Origin of the sequence: Kineosporia sp. R_H_3, assembly GCF_002198675.1 — a bacterium.
GTDB lineage: Bacteria > Actinomycetota > Actinomycetes > Actinomycetales > Kineosporiaceae > R-H-3.
This window is the reverse complement of the sequence record NZ_MWLL01000138.1, coordinates 1-16,094: the sequence shown is the minus strand read 5'-3', so window position 1 is coordinate 16,094 and position 16,094 is coordinate 1. Positions and strand designations below refer to the sequence as shown.

The following is a 16,094-nucleotide window of genomic DNA, read 5'->3' as shown; positions in this document are numbered from 1 at the left end:
GCCTACCTGGCGTGCACGGCGACGCTGACGAGAGTGCTGCTGGACCCGAACGGGGCACCCCTCGACGTCGGACGGGCGCACCGGCTCGCGACCCCGGCGCAACGCAAGGCCCTCGCGGCCCGCGACGGTGGGTGCGTGATCCCGGCGTGCCCGGTCCCGCACGAGGGCACCGACGCCCACCACCTCCACGCCTGGGAGCACGGAGGTCGGACGGACCTGCACAACCTGGTGAGCCTGTGCCCGAACCATCACCAGCAGGTCCACGCCGGCCTGTGGGTGATCGAACTGCTCGACGGCATCCCATGGGTGCGGCCACCGTCCTGGATCGACCCCGAACGACGCCGCACGAGGAACCTGCACCATCAGACGCACGCCGCCGCCCAGCGGATCGGCCAGCAGCTACGGCTTGCCCTGGACGAGGACGCCGACGCCCGAGGCGTCGGACCGAGCCGGACCGGCCTCACCCCGATCGACCTCACACCACCGATCTGGAACCAGGCACCACCCGACGACACCTGGAAACGCACCGCCTGACGCGGAGCAGCCTGCCGAGGCACCGCCGCCCTGCCGCGCCCAGTTCGTCGGCGACGTGTTGCAGGAAAACACTTTCCGGTCGTGACCCGTCGGAGCCTAGGGTCGTCCGGGTCACGGTCCCGAACGGCAGGAGCGCTCGTGCACGGCGACAGGCAGTGGCCCGAGGTGCACGACGTCGTGCCGCTGACGAGGCCTCCGGACGTGTCGGTCCGGGTCCCGGGGTCCAAGAGCATCACGAACCGGGCGCTGCTCTGCGCGGCGCTCGCACCCGGGCGGAGCACCCTGCGCGGGGCACTGGTCGCCGACGACACGCTCGCGATGCTCGACGCCGTCCGTGCGTTCGGGGCCACGGTCACCGTCGAGGCGGACGGGTCCGGCCCGAGCGGCGCGACCGTCACCGTCACAGGTGCCGACCTGACCTGCACCGACACGGTGGAGGTGTTCGCCCGGCAGTCCGGGACGACGTCCCGGCTCGTGCTCCCCGCCGCCGCACTGCGTGCCGGGACGACGCTCGTCGACGGGAGCGAGCAGCTGCGGGCGCGCCCGTTCGGGCCGCAGCTCACGGCGCTGCGGCAGCTCGGTGCGACGGTCGAGGAGCTGGGCCGGCCGGGGTTCCTCCCGGTGCGGGTGCTCGCCCCGGCCCGCGGCGGACGCGCCGACATCTCCGGCGACGTGTCGAGCCAGTTCGTCTCCGGCCTCCTGATGGCCGGCCCGCTCATGCCCGAGGGACTGCGCCTGGACCTGACGACGACGCTCGTGTCGCGGCCCTACCTCGACATCACCCGGGACGTCATGGCCGCCTTCGGCGTCGTCGTCGACGGGCTCTGCGTGGGCGCAGCGACCTACCGGGCCACGGATCTCACCGTCGAGCCCGACGCGTCGTCCGCCTCCTACTTCTTCGGGGCCGCCGCGGCGACCGGCGGGCGGGTCACCGTCGACGGGCTCGGGCGCGGCAGCGCCCAGGGCGACCTCGGGTTCGTCGACCTGCTCGAGCGGATGGGCGCGACGGTCGAGCGCGGCACCGACCGGACGACGGTCACCGGCCCCGCACGCCTGCGCGGCATCGACGCCGACATGCGCCACGTGTCCGACACCGCACAGACCCTGGCCGCCGTGGCGGTCGGGGCCGACGGCCCGACCCGGGTCCGGGGCATCGGCTTCGTCCGGGGCAAGGAGACCGACCGGATCCGGGCCGTCGTCACCGAGCTGCGGCGCGCCGGGATCGACGCCGTCGAGCACGACGACGGCTTCACCGTGGTCCCCGGCATCCCCCGCCCCACCGTCTTCCGCACGTACGAGGACCACCGGATGGCGATGAGCCTCGCCCTGCTCGGGCTGCGCCACCCCGGCATCGCGCTCGCCGACCCCGGGTGCGTCACGAAGACCTACCCCGGCTTCTTCGACGACCTCCGGGCCCTGCGCACCTGACACCCGGTCCGACGTCTTCGCACCCGGTCAGCCCGGCCGGAACGCCGTCTGCGAGTGCGGGAACCGGGAGAACGCGAGCACCTTCGCCGGGCGCACCCGGAACACGTCCGCGTGGTCCGCGATCCCCCGCTCCCCGCCGTCGGCACCGCCGTCCGGGCCGCCGTCAGCACCGCCGTCCGGGCCGCCNTGCTCGCGTTCTCCCGGTTCCCGCACTCGCAGACGGCGTTCCGGCCGCCGTCAGCACCGCCGTCCGGGCCGCCGTCCGGGCCCGCGACCGCACCGCCGAACCCGTCCGCGTCGACCTCGAAGAGCCACGCGTCGCCGTACTTGAGGAAGTACCCGTCCGACAGGCGCAGCAGCGTCTCCCGGTCGAGGACCCGCTCGACGACACCCTCGACGACGACGTCCGTGCCCGGCGCCCAGCGGTTCACCCCGGTCGTCACGGCGACGGCGCCGTTGGCCCGCAGGTTCACCGCCTTCTGCTCGTCGCGCCCGGTGCAGAAGACGAACGACCCCCGGTCCCACAGGCCGACGAGCGGGGTGACGTGGGGTCGGCCGTCGCGGCGCACCGTCGTCAGCCAGTACATCTGCGCCTCGGTGAGGATCCGCTCGGCGTCCGGCCACACCGTTCCCGGTGCGTCCGGCTCCCCGAACCGCTCGTCGACCCGGCGGGTCATCGCCGGCCTGCCCTCGACACCCAGCCCGTGCGCGGTCATGGCGTTCCTCCCTGTCGGTGGTCCTGCCGGTGTTGACCAGGGCACGGGCACGCGCTCATCGGCGCGCACGGCAGGAGCGGAAACAGGTTCAGGCGACGACGTAGACCTTGCGGAGCGTCTCGTGCACCGTCCACGTCGTCCGCGCCCCGGCGGGCAGCAGGCCGACGTCACCCGGGCCGATCTCGAGCGTGGGACCGCCCTCGACCTCGACCGTGGCCCGGCCCGAGAGGACGACGAAGATCTCGTCCGCCTCGACGTCCCGGCTCACGCCCGCCGAGTGCTGCCACACCCCGACGGCGACCCCGCCGCCGCCCGGGCCGTCGTGCACCCCGGCGTCGTGGAGGGCGAGCACCCGCACCTCCGGCTCGCCGGACACGACCTTCGCGGGGTCGAGCGGGTCGGCCTCGAGGTCGGCGTCGGGCAGGGCGGCGGCGCGGACGACGCGCGCGATGTCGGTGAACACGCGGCGAGGATACGCAGCCGGCCGGGTTCAGCGCGCCGGCCGGATCCGGACGAGCCGGTAGCCGACGGTCCGCCGGGCGAGCGCCGCGTCGTCGAGCCGGCCCACGTGCACGCCGGCCAGGTGCGCGGCGAACCCGCTGGCGGCGAGCACCTGCCGGACGAGCGCCGTCCGGTCGGGGTCGTCGTCCGCCGGCTCGGCGCGGCCGGCGGTCCCGTCACCGCCGATCGGGTCGCCGGGCAGCCAGACCCTCACCTCCGGGTGCGCGAGGACGTTGCGGTACCAGTCGCTGCCCTCCCCGAACCCGGCGACGCAGAACAGGTCCGGGCCCACCGGGGCGTAGTTGAGGGGCGTCCGCCGGAGCAGACCGCTGCGCCGGCCGACGTGCCCGAGCACGAGGATCCGTCCGGTCCCGGCCGGCCAGGCGTTGAGCATCCGCCCGGAGCCGACCCACCAGAAGCGGAGCATGAAGCGGTTGAGCACCCGGAAGGCCCGCCGGCCGGCCCCGACCCGGCGGGCGGACGGCGCCCGGCGCGCGCTCATCCCGCGAGGAGCTGGACGAGCTGGACGGTCAGCGCGTACAGCGCGAGCAGCACGTTGACGGCGAACGCCGAGACGGCGAGGGCACCCCCGCCGAGCCGGGTCGCCCGGGCCCCGAGCACCGCCCCGACGGCGACCGGCGACACCTCGAGCAGGAGCAGCCCGGCGGCGACGAGCCAGCCCGCACCGCCCGCCGCGCTGAGCAGCTGCCCCTCGGCGAGGCCGAGCCACGACACGGCCGCCATGCCGAGGAACGCGCCGACGACGAGCACGACGAAGAACAGCCCGACCATGATCCACGACCATCGGGTCAGCCGGTCCGCGCGCGGGTCGACCGGCGACCGGGCGGCGGGGACGCCGGTCGCGGGCACGCCGGTCGACATGGTCACCACCTCCGTGACGGTCACCGTCGGGGCGCCGGCGACCGCTCCCTCCAGCATCGTCCGCGAACGGCCCCGGGTCGAGGGGCGGACGTCACCGTGACGACCTACCCGAGCCAGCGCACCTGGGCCGGCTTGTGCTCCTCGTACGCCGCCCGGCCCGACAGCCCGGCGGGCACGCCGACCTCCCACCACGAGCCGGCCTCGGTCCACGTGCTCGGGTGGGTGCGGCACACGACGACGGCCGGACGGCGGGTGCTCACCGCCGCCTCCTTGGCGCGCAGGTAGGCGGCGCGCAGGTCCTCGAGGGTGCCCTCCGCAGGGACGTCCTCGACGGACGCGCCGAGCGCCCGGGCGTGCGCGGCGAAGTCGACCCGCAGCCCGCTCGCGGCCCCCGGGCCGCGGGCGTCGTCGAAGAGGTTGTTGAACCCTGCGGCGCCCTGACCGGTCTGGAGGCGGTGGATCACCGCGTAGCCGCCGTTGTCGCAGACGACCGCGACGAACGGGTGCCCGGCGAACGCCGCGGAGTAGAGCTCCGAGTTGAGCATGAGGTACGAGCCGTCGCCGAGCAGCGTCGTGACGACGCCGTCCGGGTGCGTCCGGGCCCGGGCGATCGAGGCGCCCCAGGGCCCGCAGACCTCGTAGCCCATGCACGAGAAGCCGTACTCGAGGTCCATCGTCGCGCCGGAGACGCCGCCCGCGGGCGACACCGTGGTCGCCGACGACGCGGTGTCTCCCCCGGCGACGGCGCCGGAGACGACCGTCCGCCAGCCGCCGTGGATCTCGCCCGGGAAGCCGCCCGAGGAGACGATGACGTAGTCGGACGGCGTGCTCGCGTCGTTGACGACGCCGAGCACCTGCGCGTACGAGAGCGACCCGTCGGGCGTCGCCCCGGCCCGCAGGGTGTCGACGTGCGCGTCCCACGCGCCGCGCTCGGCGGCCGCGCGCGCCGTCCACACCGGGTCGACGACCCAGCCGTCGAGCGCGCCGTGGAGCTCGAGCAGCGTCTCCCGGGCGTCGCCGACGACGGCGTGCGCGGCGTGCTTCACCGCGTCGAACCGCGCGGCGTTGACGCTCACGAGGGTCGCGCCGGCGCCGAACACGGTCCACGACGCGGTCGTGAAGTCCTGCAGCCGGGTGCCGACGGCGAGCACGACGTCGGCCTCGCCCGCGAGCGTGTTCGCGGACGTCGCGCCGATGATGCCGAGCGCGCCGCCGTGCAGCGGGTGGTCGTGCGGCACGAGGGTGCGACCGGCGGGCGTCTCGACGACCGGGATGCCGTGCGCGGTCGCGAACGCGAGGAGCGCCGGCCCGGCGCCCGAGTAGCGGGCACCGCCGCCGGCGACGAGCAGCGGACGGCGTGCCGTGCGCAGCAGCCGGACCGCCTCGGCGACGGCCTCCCGGTCGGGCCGCGGCCGGGGCACCCGGTGCACCCGCTCGGCGAACATCCCCACCGGGAAGTCGAACTCCTCGGCCTGCACGTCCTGCGGCAGCGCGAGGACGACGGGCCCGCAGTCCGCGGGGTCGGTGAGCACCCGGGCGACCTGCGGCAGCGTCGCGAGGAGCTGCTCGGGCCGGGTGACCCGGTCGTAGTAGCGCGACACCGCCCGGAACGCGTCGTTCGCCGTCGTCGTCGGGTCGTCGTAGTGCTCGACCTGCTGGAGCACCGGGTCGGGCCCGCGGCCGTTGAACGTGTCGCCGGGCAGGAACAGCACCGGCAGCCGGTTCGCCATCGCCAGCCCGGCCGCGGTGACCATGTTCAGCGCCCCCGGGCCGATCGACGACGTCGCGACCATGACCTGGCGCCGGTCCATCGCCTTGGCGTAGGCGACCGCGGCGAGCGCCATCCCCTGCTCGTTCTGGCCGCGCCACGTCGGCAGGTCGTCGCCCGCGGCGTGCAGCGCCGTCCCGAGGCCGAGGACGTTGCCGTGACCGAAGATCCCGAACACCCCGGCGAACAGCGGCACCCGGGTGCCGTCGAGGAGCTCCGAGCGCTGGGCGACCATCCAGCGCACGAGCGCCTGCGCCGTCGTGAGCCGCACCGTCGTCGGGGCCGCGGCGTCCGCAGGCTGGGTCGTCGGGTCGGTGAGGGTCATCGTGCGCTCCAGGTCGGTCGGGTGCTGGTTCGGTGCAGCGGGTGCAGGGGTCAGGTGCCCTCGGCGACCGGCAGCGCACCGGTCTCGGGCAGCGACAGGCCGTCGACGCGGCCCTCGGACGACGTCACCGGGCAGCGCGGGTCGGTCGGCGTCCCGGCCCACGAGTCGCGGACCCAGGCGTGCGCCGGGTCGTCGCAGAAGAGCATCGCGCGCTCCCCCGGGCCGGCCATGACGTTGAGGTAGTACATCGGGTACCCCGGCGCCGCGACGCACGGCCCGTGGTAGCCGTGCGGCACGAGGACGACGTCCATGTCGCGGACCTCGAGCCGGTCGTCGAGGTCGCCGAGGCCGGCGTCCTCGTGCTCGGGGCCCGTGTAGGTGCGGTGCATCCCGAAGCCCTCGCGGCTCGGGGTGAGCTGGTCGGGCCCGGCGATCCGGTAGAAGTAGATCTCCTCGTTGACGACCGGGCACGGGGCCGACGCGTCGTGCTTGTGCGGCGGGTAGCTCGACCAGTTGCCCGGCGGCGTGACGAGCTCGCAGGCGACGAGCCTCTCGGCGTGGTCGAAGACCCCGGGCACCCCGAAGTTCACGACCTGCCGGGTCGCCGGACCGGCGCCCCGGACCTCGACGGGCACGTCCTCGGCCGGGCCGTACCGGGACTCGCGGCGGCTCTCGCAGACCGCCGACGGCACGGCCACCTCGGCACCGTTCGCGCTGATCAGGGTGATGAGGGAGTCCCGGCCGACGTACGCGAAGTCGGTGACCCGGGTGAACACCGACGCCCGGCCGGTCAGCGCGTAGCGCGCCTCCCGGACCGCGGGCGAGGACTCGGCGGAGACCTCGATCGTCAGCCCGCCGGACAGCGGCAGCACGAAGACCTCGCTCGCGCCGGTGCGGATCGTCCGGACGACGCCGGGCTCCAGCCGGACGACGCGCAGCCCGCTGTACCCCCAGCCGGCCGACTCCGGGGTCACGAGGACGAGGTCTCCGGACTCCGGGCCGGTCGCCGTGAGCCACGGCCTGTGGTTCGTGCTGGAGGTCATGCCTGCTCCCCTTCCGTGGCCGCGCGCAGGAGGCGTGCGGCGGAGTCGACGGCGGCGCGAACGTCGCCGTCCGGAGGGTAGAGCAGCGACCTGCCGACGACGAGGCCGCGCACCACCGGCTCGCCCAGCGCGCGGCCCCACGAGAGCAGGTCGGCGGCCGGGTCCGGGCCCGGCGCACCGCCGAGGACGACGCACGGCAGGGTCGTCGCCCCGAACACGGTCGCCGGGTCGTCGGCGGCCGGCAGCTTGAGCCACGTGTAGGCGCTCGTCGTGCCCAGCGCGGAGGCGACCCCCACGACCCGGGCGAGCGAGGCGGCGTCCTCGACGAGGACCCGGCGGCCCGCCGCGTCCCGGGCGTACGGGAGCGGCTCGACCATGGCGACGAGCCGGGCCGCCGCGAGGTCGGACACCGCCCGCGCGCACGCCTCGAGGGTCGAGGCGGTGGCGCCGTCCTCGTCGTCGATGCGCAGCAGCATCTTGCCGCCCTGGAGCCCGCACTCGACGATGCGGCGCGCGTCGTAGCCGGTGAACCGGTCGTCCATCGTCCACGCGGCGCCGTCGAGGCCGCCGCGGTTCATCGAGCCGATGACGACCTTGCCCTCGAGGGCGCCGAGCAGGAGCAACTCCTCGACGACGTCCGGGGAGCCGAGGACGCCGTCGACGTCCGGGTGCGCGAGCGCCGTGACGAGCCGCTCGAGCAGACCGCGCCGGTCGGCCATCGCGAGCGCGTCGCCGCCGGACGCCAGCGCACCGCGGGCCGGGTGGTCGGCCGCCACGAGGAACAGCGTGCCGCGGCCGGAGACGAGCGAGGACGGCCGCAGCCGTTGCGCGTACGCGGCGGCGACCTCCTGCGGCCGGGTCGCGCGGGTGTCCAGGAGCCAGCGCCACAGCTCGTCGGGCAGCCGGGGGGCCGCCCCCGCGGCGCCGTCCGGCCCCGATCGGCGGGTCACGACGGTCACCGCGCCCGCCCCAGGACCATGGCCTCGAGCTCGTCGAGGGTCGGCATCGCGTCGGCGCAGGCGAGCCGGGTCGCGACGATCGCACCCGCCGCGTTCGCGTACTCCGCGATGCGCACCGGGTCCCAGCCCGCGAGCAGACCGTGCGCGAGGGCGGCCCCGAAGGCGTCGCCCGCACCGAGGCCGCAGACGACCTCGACGACCTGGGGCGGCACCGTCGTCATCGCGTCCGCGGTCGCGACGAGGACGCCGTCCGCGCCCTGCTTGACGACCGCCAGCTCCACGCCGAGGTCGAGCAGCCGGCGGGCGCCCTCCTCCGGGTCCCGGGTCCCGACGGCGACCTCGACCTCGTCGCGGTTGCCGACGGCGACGCTCACGTGCTCGAGCATCCGGACGTACTCGCGGCGCGCGGCCCGCGGCGACGGCCAGAACATCGGGCGCCAGTCGAGGTCGACGACGGTGAACCGGCCGGAGCCGGGCGCGGGCCGGCCGCGGTGGGCCAGCATGTCCAGGTGGGTCTGCCGGGACGGGTCCACGGACATCCCGGTGCCGGTGACCCAGAACAGCGGCACCCGGGCGACGAGGTCCCACGGGACGTCCGCACCGGTGAGCGTGAGGTCGGGCGCGATCGGCTGCCGGTAGAACAGCAGCGGCGGGTCCTCGGGCGGGTCGAGCGCGCAGAAGACGACCGGGGTCTGCAGGTCGTCGGCCGTGCCGACGTAGGCGGGGTCGACGCCGAAGCCGGCCATCGCCGTCCGGACGTAGTCGCCGAAGCCGTCCGCGCCGACCTTCGTGAGGACGGCGCTGCGCCGGCCGAGGCGGGCCGCGCCGACGGCGACGTTGGTCGCCGTCCCGCCGAGGGACTTGGCGAACGACGTGACGTCGGCGAGCGGGACGCCGGACTGCTGCGGGTACAGGTCGACCCCGACCCGGCCGACCGCGAGCACCTCGACCGGTTCCGTGGCGTCCATCTCCCCAGCCCTCGTGTGTCGAGCCCGGCGACGGCGCTGCGGGCTGCTCCATCCAACCCAGCCGCGCCTCAGACTGTCAAGAGTTTGTCCTTACATAATGACCATGTGACTACGTCGCCCGGCGGCCCCATACTGGCCCCGTGTCCACAGACCCCGGCACGCAGACCGACGCACCGACGAACCAGCTGCTCCTGCGCACGCTGGTGCTCGACCGGTCCAGCCCCGTGCCGCTCTACTTCCAGGTCGCCCAGGCGATGGAGGGGGCCATCTCCGACGGCCGTCTGCCGCCGGGCTCGCGACTGGACAACGAGGTGCTGCTCGCCGAGCAGCTGGGCCTGTCCCGGCCGACGATGCGCCGCGCGATGCAGTACCTCGTGGACAAGGGCGTGCTCGTGCGCCGCCGCGGCGTCGGCACCCGCGTCGTGCAGCCGAAGGTGCGCCGTCCGCTCGGGCTGTCCAGCCTCTACGAGGACCTCAAGGGCAGCGGGCAGGCGCCCTCGACGACCGTGCTCTCGCTCGGGCCGGAGCCGGCCCCGGCCACCGTCGCCGAGGCGATGGGCATCCCGGCGGAGACGCTCGTGACGGTGCTCGTCCGGCTCCGGTCCGCCGGCGACCGGCCGATCGCGCGGATGTGCAACTACCTGCCGCACACGGTCCCCGGGCTCGCCGAGGGGCTCACGGCGACCGTGCTCGAGGAGCACGGCCTCTACGAGGTGATCCGCGGGCTGGGCATCCAGCTGCACGCGGCCGACCAGTCGATCGGCGCGCGGACGGCGACCGCCGAGGAGGCCCGGCTCCTCAAGGAGCCCCGGGGCGCCGCGCTGCTGACGATGCAGCGCATCGCCTACGACGACCACGGTCGCGTCGTCGAGTTCGGCAGCCACATCTACGCGGCGTCCCGGTACAGCTTCGAGCTGAGCATGCTCGCGGGCTGAGCCCACGAGCATGCCCGGGGTCGGCCCGGGGTCGGCCCGGGTTCGGCCCGGGTTCGGCCCGGGTTCGGCTCGGGGTCAGGTCGTGATGTCCGGGTACGGCAGCGAGTAGCCGCTGAGCCGCTGCGCGTACTCGAGCTGGAAGCCGAGCGGCTGCTCGTAGTCCCGCTCGAAGAGCGCGATGAACAGCGTCAGCGTGAGGAACGGGTGCGCGCCGAGCTCGAAGAGCCGCGGGTAGTCGTGCGTCGCCAGCGCCTCGCGCTCGTCGTCGGCGAACGCGAGCCACGTGGACCGCTCCTGCGAGACGCAGTTGAGGAGCCGGTTGGCCTCCTCCGCCTCCCACCAGGCGACCGTGCCGCGCGGGTCCTCGCGGTACCGCTCGACGAGGTCCGGGTCGCGGTCGACGGTGAAGAGGAACTTGTCGACGAGGTAGCGGCTCATCTGCTCAGACCTCCTGCGCCGCAGCGGCTGCGGCCTGCTCGGGCAGCGACGCGGCAGCCGCCGCGGCGGCCTTGCGCGGGTCACCGCCGGGGTACCAGGTGAAGTACGCCTCCATGGTGTGGAACAGGTCGAGGTTGTCGGAGTAGTCGGCGGTGACGCCCTCGCCCGCGACGCCCATCATGAGCATGAAGTCCATGAAGCCCTGCGTCGCGTTGCCGGGCTCGAGAAGGTTCTCGATCGTCACCTCGCCGAGGCAGCGCTCGATGTCGCCGGTCCGGATCCACTCGACGGCCTTCGCGTCGAACTCCGGGTCCGGCCCGTGCGGGCCGAACTGGCGGGGGCCGCCGAGCTCGAGGGACAGGTGCCCGGTGCCGATGATGGCGACCCGCTTGTCGCTCGGCCAGGACTCGACGAGGTCGCGCAGCGCCTGCCCGAGCTGGACGAACCGCTTCGGCTGCGGCAGCGGCGGCGCGAAGATGTTCGTGTAGACCGGCACGACGGGCAGGTCGTTCTGCGGGCGCAGCGTGATGATCGGGCACGTGACGCTGTGGTCCAGGCGCAGCTCGTTGCTGAACGCGAGGTCGAAACCGGTGTCGAGGCCGCCGCGCAGGATGTGCCCGGAGAGGTCGCGGTCGCCCTGCATGTGCATCCGCGGCAGGCCGAACTCGCGCTCCTCGTTGTACCAGTTCGCGTCGTACTGCTCGGCGTGGCCGACGAGGAACTGCGGCATGTTGTCGAGCCAGAACTGGTGGAAGTGGTCGCTGCCCACCAGGAGCAGGACGTCCGGCTCGGCGACGGTGAGCGTCTCCCGGAAGGCCTCAATCTTCGCCTGCCACGCGTCCGCGAACGGCGGCCGCTCGGCGCCCGTCGACGTGCTCGCCTTGTAGTAGAACGGATGGTGCGTCGACGCGATGACTGCGGCGATCTCTGCCATCGGAACTCCTCGGTCCGGGACGTGTTTCGGGGTTGGGGGAGGTCGTGCTGCGAGCGGGTGCGGACGGCGCCCGTCAGGGCCCGGGCGGGACCGACGTGGCGCCGTGCTCGACGTGCAGGTAGATGTCCATGCCGACCGGACGCCGGCGCTCCTCGGCGAGCTGGCCGAGCAGGCCGGCGGTGCGGGCGAGCAGCGCGAAGCCGCGCAGCAGCTCGACGGGCAGCCCGAGGTCGGCGAGCGCGGCGCCGCAGACGCCGGCGCCGTTGAGCGGCAGCCAGCGGCCGAGCACCTCCTCGTGCACGCGGCCGACCGCCTCGAAGAGCGACAGGTGCGGGCCGAACAGACCCTCCTCGCGGGCGATCTCGAACAGCCGCGGCGTGCGCGGGTCCCCGTCCTTGTGCACGGGGTGCCCCAGGCCCGGGACGAACCGCTTGGCGGCCCGGGCGTCCCGGACGGCGGCCAGGGCGAGCGCTTCCCAGCCCGCCTCGTCCGTGGGCAGCGCTCCGCCGGCGGCGACGTGCGCGGCGAGGACGCCGTCGAGGAACGTCCCGCAGTCCTCGGTGACGCCGAGGAACCGCGAGCCGCCGCCGAGCAGCCCGGCCGCGAGCGCCCCCTGGAGGGAGTCCGGCGCGGAGAGGTACGTCATCCGGGCGGCGATCGCCGTGGGCGTGAAGCCGTGGTCGGCGAGCGCGACGAGGACGGACTCGAGCACCCGCACCTCCCCCGGCGTGGGGCGGCGCTGCGTGACGAGCCAGAACGCGAGCTCGCCGAACCCGACCTTGCCCATGAGGTCGGCGGCGAGGTCCTGCCCGAGGAGGGTGATCGAGTCCCGGGTCGAGGCACCGAGTGCTGTCGGGTAGGACGGCGTCGTGTCGTCGCTCACCGCTGCTCCCCCTCGGGGTCCTGCGCCAGCCATGCCCGGATCTCGGCCCCGTGCTCGTCGAGCCCCGGCGGCGGCAGGACGTAGCGCGGCGGGGTGGCCGACAACCGGATCGGGTTGCGGATCGAGCGGCGCTGCGCACCGTCCGGGCCGAGCGCCACGACGGGGTCGAGGCCGAGGCTCTCGGCGAAGGCGACACCGTCGTCCACGGTGTTGATCGGGCCGCACGGGACGCCGGCGCCGATGAGCAGGTCGAACCACTCCTGCTTGCCGCGGGTCGCGAGCCGCTCGAGCAGGAGCGGGCGCAGGGCCTCGCGGTTCGCCGTCCGGTCGGCGTTCTTCGCGAAGCGCGGGTCGTCGGCGAGCGCGGGCACCTCGAGGACGCCGCACATGACGCGGAACTGACGGTCGTTGCCGACCGCCACGATGAGGTCGCCGTCCGCGGTGGGCAGCGGCTCGTAGGGGAAGACGCTCGGGTGCGCGTTGCCCATCCGGTACGGCACGGTGGTCGAGTTCACGACCGTCGAGGTGTGGTTGACGAGGCCGCTCAGCGCGGACGACATGAGGTTGACCTCGACGTTCTGCCCCTCGCCGGTCACCTCGCGGTGCCGCAGCGCCGCGAGGATGCCGATCGTCGCGTGCATGCCCGTCATGACGTCGAAGACGGAGATCCCGGCGCGGTACGGCTCCCCGTCCGGGGAGCCGGTGAGGCTCATGAGCCCGGAGATCGCCTGCACGATGAGGTCGTAGCCGGGCAGCGCGGCGCCCTGGCCGGCGCCGAAGCCGCTGATCGAGGCGTAGACGACCCCGGGGTTGTCCGCGCTGACGTCCGCGTAGCCGAGACCGAACCGGGCCAGACCGCCGGGCTTGAAGTTCTCGACGACGACGTCCGCGCGCCGGGCGAGCTCGCTGGCCGCGGCCCGGTCGGCGTCGTCCTTGAGGTCGAGGACGACGGACCGCTTGTTCCGGTTGACCCCGAGCCAGTACGTGGAGACGTCGTCGTCGGTCGTCGGGGGCTTCCACCCCCGGGTGTCGTCGCCGTCCGCGCTCTCGACCTTGACGACGTCGGCCCCGAGGTCGCCCAGGAGCATGGTGCAGTACGGCCCGGCGAGGACCCGGGAGAAGTCGGCGACGAGCAGGCCGGCGAGCGGGCCGGTGTTCGCGACCTGCCCGCCGTCCGGGTCGGGCGCGGGGAGGGGCTGGTGGGCCACGGGACGGGTCTCCTTGCGTGGGGTGGGCGTGACGCCGTCCGCCCGACGTCGTCGGCGGGCGGACGGCGGGCCCGTTGCCGGCCGTGCGGTGCGCTACTCCTGGCCGTGCGTGCTGCCGGACGCGAAGTCCGTGTACTGGTACGGGTTGTCGAGCACCTTGGTCTCCGGGATGTCGGGGTTCATCCCGCTGCGCCATGCGTCGCCGAGGTTCGACTGCAGGAACTCGATCGTCCCGGCGACCTCCTGCTTCGCGGTGGCGAGGGTGCCGCCGTCGACGAGCCGGCCGTCGGCCTTGACGACCCGGCCGTCGACGACGACGGTGTGGACGTCGCCGCGCTGGGCCTGGAACACCACGTGGCCGTAGGGGTTGAGGATCGGGAACATCGCGGGCGACGCGTCGTTCTTGATGAGCACGACGTCGGCCTTCTTGCCCTTCTCGAGGCTGCCGACGAGGTGGTCCATGCCGAGCGCCTTCGCCCCGCCGCGGGTCGCCCAGTCGACGACCTGCTCGGCGCGCAGCGCGTGGTGGGTCACCGTCTCGGACTTCGCGTGCGCCTCGAGGTGCTCGCGCGAGCGGTCGGCCGACAGCGTCGTGCGCATGGCGGAGAACAGGTCCCCGCTCCACCACACGCTCGTGTCCATCGACAGCGACACCGGGATGCCGTACTTGCGCAGCGTCCAGGTGGGCGGGTAGCCCTGCCCGGCGCTCTGCTCGCTCTCCGTCGAGACCGAGACCGACCCGCCGCTCGCGGCGATCCGGTGGTAGGAGTCGGCGCTGAGCGTCGCCGAGTGCACGTAGATCGTCTTGCGGTTGGCGAAGCCGTTGTCGTGGATGAGCCGGATGCTGTCGTCGCCGGTCGCGCCCCAGACCCCCGAGTGCGTCGAGACCGCGACGTCGAGGTCGCGGGCCACCTCGAACGCGGCGCGCTCCGGGAAGGCCGGGTCACCGGTGACGTCGAAGGCCATCTGGAAGCCGAGACGGTCGCCCTTGCCGTCGATCCGGCGCCGGTAGAAGTCGCCGAACTCCGGCGCGGTGGACCAGTTCCACGGGCCGTCCTGGATGTTGCCGTAGCCGAGCACCCAGCGGCCGGGGACGGCCTCGAGTGCGTCCACGGCGGCGTCCGCGTGGTCGACGCTGCGCAGCCCGTGCGACCAGTCGACGGTCGTCGTGACCCCGGCGTCGAGCGCCTCGACCGCGCCGAGCAGGTTGCCGGCGTGGATGTCCTCGGGGCGGAAGATCTTGCCCCACTCGAGGTAGTACCAGACGAAGTACTGCGTGAGGCTCCAGTCGGCGCCGTAGCCCCGCATCGCGGTCTGCCACAGGTGGCGGTGGGTGTCGACCATGCCGGGCATGACGATGCCGCCCGACGCGTCGATCTCGAGGGCGCCGTCGGGGGCGGCGAGCCCGACCCCCACCTCGGCGATGCGGTCGCCCACGACGAGGACGTCGGCGCCCTCGAGGACGGTGTGCGCGTCGTCCATGGTCAGGACGAGGCCGTTGCGGAACACGATCGGACGGGGGCTGCCATCCGCTGCAGTCATCGGGTTGCTCCTGGGGTCGACACTGACCGGACTCTGCGCCGAGAAGCGTACGGACAGCCGTCCGCTCTACGGACATGACGTGCTCCGCGTCACTCTCATCTGCCTCGGCCATGGTGTCAAGACGACCCCGCAGCGGTGTTTCCGGCACGCCGCGGTTGTTACTCTCCCTGCCATGGCGCGCGAGCGGACCGGACCGGACTTCATCGAGGCGCTCGCGCGCGGCCTCGACGTCATCACGGCTTTCCGCCCCGGCGTGCCGGTGATGTCGCTGTCCGCGGTCGCCGCGGCGACCGGGCTGGCCCGCCCGACCGCCCGCCGGATCCTCCTCACGCTCGAGGAGCTGGGCTACGTCCGCCAGACGGACACCGGTTTCAGTCTGACCCCGCGGGTGCTCGACCTCGGCGTGACGTACATGCGCTCGCTCGGGCTGTGGGACGTCGCGCGCCCGCACGTGGAGGCGCTCGTCGCGCAGACCGGCGAGTCGTCGTCCATGGCCCAGCTCGACGGCTCGGACATCGTCTACGTCGCGCGCGTCGCCGTCCCGAAGATCATCACGCTCGCGGTGACGATCGGCACGCGCTTCCCCGCGCTGCAGACCTCGCTCGGCAAGGTGCTCCTCGCGGACCTGCGGCCCGACGCGCTCGACGACGTGCTCGCGCAGCCGACCCGGTCCGGCCTCGTGCCGCGCTGGCAGCCGGACCGGGAGGAGCGCGACGAGGCGCTGCGGGAGGTGCGGGCGCGCGGGTGGGCGCTCACCGACGAGCAGCTCGCGCCGGGGATCCGCTCGGTCGCGGCGCCGCTGCGCGACGGCTCCGGCCGCGTCGTCGCGGCGCTCAACGTCACGGTGCACGCCGCGGAGACACCGCTCGACGTGCTCCTCGAGGAGCACCTGCCGCTGCTGCTGCGGACGGCGAGCGCCGTCAGCGAGGACTGGGCACGCTTCGCCGCCCTGCCCGAGGTGGTCACGAGCGCCTGAGCGCCCGCGACCGGCCGGGGGCGACCGGGGCGGGACCGGGTCAGGGGTCGGGCA

At 74.3% G+C, this 16,094-nt stretch carries 17 protein-coding genes; 4 read left to right on the top strand and 13 right to left on the bottom strand.

The annotated features are described in order from the left end of the window. A partial coding sequence (locus ECOMGDLI_RS14110) for an HNH endonuclease signature motif containing protein (protein WP_143447707.1) occupies window positions 1-534 on the top strand: 534 nt, incomplete at its 5' end. 138 nt (window positions 535-672) lie between these two features. Further along, window positions 673-1,962 (top strand): 3-phosphoshikimate 1-carboxyvinyltransferase, encoded by a 1,290-nt coding sequence (gene aroA, locus ECOMGDLI_RS14105; RefSeq protein ID WP_198954850.1) that lies wholly within the window; start codon window positions 673-675, stop codon window positions 1,960-1,962. Window positions 1,963-2,149: 187 nt separating this feature from the next. Here aroA and ECOMGDLI_RS36815 read toward each other — a convergent pair. From ECOMGDLI_RS36815 to iolC, 8 genes are all read right to left on the bottom strand, one after another. Continuing rightward, window positions 2,150-2,639: pyridoxamine 5'-phosphate oxidase family protein (locus tag ECOMGDLI_RS36815; protein ID WP_143447708.1), on the bottom strand; the 490-nt coding region annotated here is incomplete at its 3' end. Between the two features lie 127 nt (window positions 2,640-2,766). Beyond that, entirely contained in the window at window positions 2,767-3,141 is a 375-nt protein-coding gene (locus tag ECOMGDLI_RS14095) for a cupin domain-containing protein (protein WP_198954848.1), read from the bottom strand. A 27-nt stretch (window positions 3,142-3,168) separates the two neighbouring features. Further along, window positions 3,169-3,681, bottom strand: coding sequence for a nitroreductase family deazaflavin-dependent oxidoreductase (locus tag ECOMGDLI_RS33845; RefSeq protein ID WP_143447706.1), 513 nt, complete (start codon window positions 3,679-3,681; stop codon window positions 3,169-3,171). Next, entirely contained in the window at window positions 3,678-4,061 is a 384-nt protein-coding gene (locus ECOMGDLI_RS33840) for a hypothetical protein (protein ID WP_143447705.1), read from the bottom strand. The genes ECOMGDLI_RS33845 and ECOMGDLI_RS33840 overlap by 4 nt, the downstream gene beginning before the upstream one ends. 104 nt (window positions 4,062-4,165) lie before the next feature. After that, the gene (locus tag ECOMGDLI_RS14085; RefSeq protein ID WP_088317460.1) at window positions 4,166-6,100 is read right to left on the bottom strand and encodes a thiamine pyrophosphate-dependent enzyme; all 1,935 of its coding nucleotides are present in this window, start codon (window positions 6,098-6,100) and stop codon (window positions 4,166-4,168) included. A gap of 104 nt (window positions 6,101-6,204) precedes the next feature. After that, window positions 6,205-7,197, bottom strand: coding sequence for a 5-deoxy-glucuronate isomerase (iolB, locus tag ECOMGDLI_RS14080; protein WP_088317455.1), 993 nt, complete (start codon window positions 7,195-7,197; stop codon window positions 6,205-6,207). Further along, window positions 7,194-8,147 (bottom strand): deoxyribose-phosphate aldolase, encoded by a 954-nt coding sequence (locus ECOMGDLI_RS14075; RefSeq protein ID WP_233153454.1) that lies wholly within the window; start codon window positions 8,145-8,147, stop codon window positions 7,194-7,196. The genes iolB and ECOMGDLI_RS14075 overlap by 4 nt, the downstream gene beginning before the upstream one ends. A 5-nt stretch (window positions 8,148-8,152) precedes the next feature. Further along, the gene (gene iolC, locus ECOMGDLI_RS14070) at window positions 8,153-9,124 is read right to left on the bottom strand and encodes a 5-dehydro-2-deoxygluconokinase (RefSeq protein ID WP_088317454.1); all 972 of its coding nucleotides are present in this window, start codon (window positions 9,122-9,124) and stop codon (window positions 8,153-8,155) included. A gap of 140 nt (window positions 9,125-9,264) precedes the next feature. Between iolC and ECOMGDLI_RS14065 the strand changes: the two genes are divergently transcribed. Continuing rightward, on the top strand, window positions 9,265-10,059 hold the full coding sequence (locus ECOMGDLI_RS14065) for a GntR family transcriptional regulator (protein WP_233153453.1): 795 nt from the start codon (window positions 9,265-9,267) through the stop codon (window positions 10,057-10,059). Between the two features lie 75 nt (window positions 10,060-10,134). Here the strand turns inward: ECOMGDLI_RS14065 and ECOMGDLI_RS14060 are convergent, their stop codons facing one another. The 5 genes from ECOMGDLI_RS14060 to ECOMGDLI_RS14040 all read right to left on the bottom strand — a co-directional run bounded on the left by ECOMGDLI_RS14060 (window position 10,135) and on the right by ECOMGDLI_RS14040 (window position 15,064). Further along, a complete protein-coding gene (locus ECOMGDLI_RS14060; RefSeq protein WP_088317453.1) occupies window positions 10,135-10,497 on the bottom strand; it encodes a hypothetical protein in 363 nt (120 codons plus the stop codon). A gap of 4 nt (window positions 10,498-10,501) precedes the next feature. Further along, window positions 10,502-11,431 (bottom strand): extradiol ring-cleavage dioxygenase, encoded by a 930-nt coding sequence (locus ECOMGDLI_RS14055; protein ID WP_088317452.1) that lies wholly within the window; start codon window positions 11,429-11,431, stop codon window positions 10,502-10,504. A gap of 73 nt (window positions 11,432-11,504) precedes the next feature. Beyond that, window positions 11,505-12,347, bottom strand: a complete 843-nt coding sequence (locus tag ECOMGDLI_RS14050) for a citryl-CoA lyase (RefSeq protein WP_088317451.1) — start codon at window positions 12,345-12,347, stop codon at window positions 11,505-11,507. Further along, complete coding sequence (locus ECOMGDLI_RS14045; RefSeq protein WP_088317450.1) at window positions 12,311-13,522, bottom strand: CaiB/BaiF CoA-transferase family protein; 1,212 nt, start codon at window positions 13,520-13,522, stop codon at window positions 12,311-12,313. Before ECOMGDLI_RS14045 ends, ECOMGDLI_RS14050 begins: the two co-directional genes overlap by 37 nt. 93 nt (window positions 13,523-13,615) lie before the next feature. Next, complete coding sequence (locus tag ECOMGDLI_RS14040; protein ID WP_088317449.1) at window positions 13,616-15,064, bottom strand: amidohydrolase family protein; 1,449 nt, start codon at window positions 15,062-15,064, stop codon at window positions 13,616-13,618. Window positions 15,065-15,236: 172 nt separating this feature from the next. Between ECOMGDLI_RS14040 and ECOMGDLI_RS14035 the strand changes: the two genes are divergently transcribed. Beyond that, window positions 15,237-16,040: an IclR family transcriptional regulator C-terminal domain-containing protein gene (locus ECOMGDLI_RS14035; protein WP_088317448.1), complete on the top strand. Its 804-nt coding sequence runs from the start codon at window positions 15,237-15,239 to the stop codon at window positions 16,038-16,040. The last annotated feature ends 54 nt before the right edge of the window (window positions 16,041-16,094 follow it).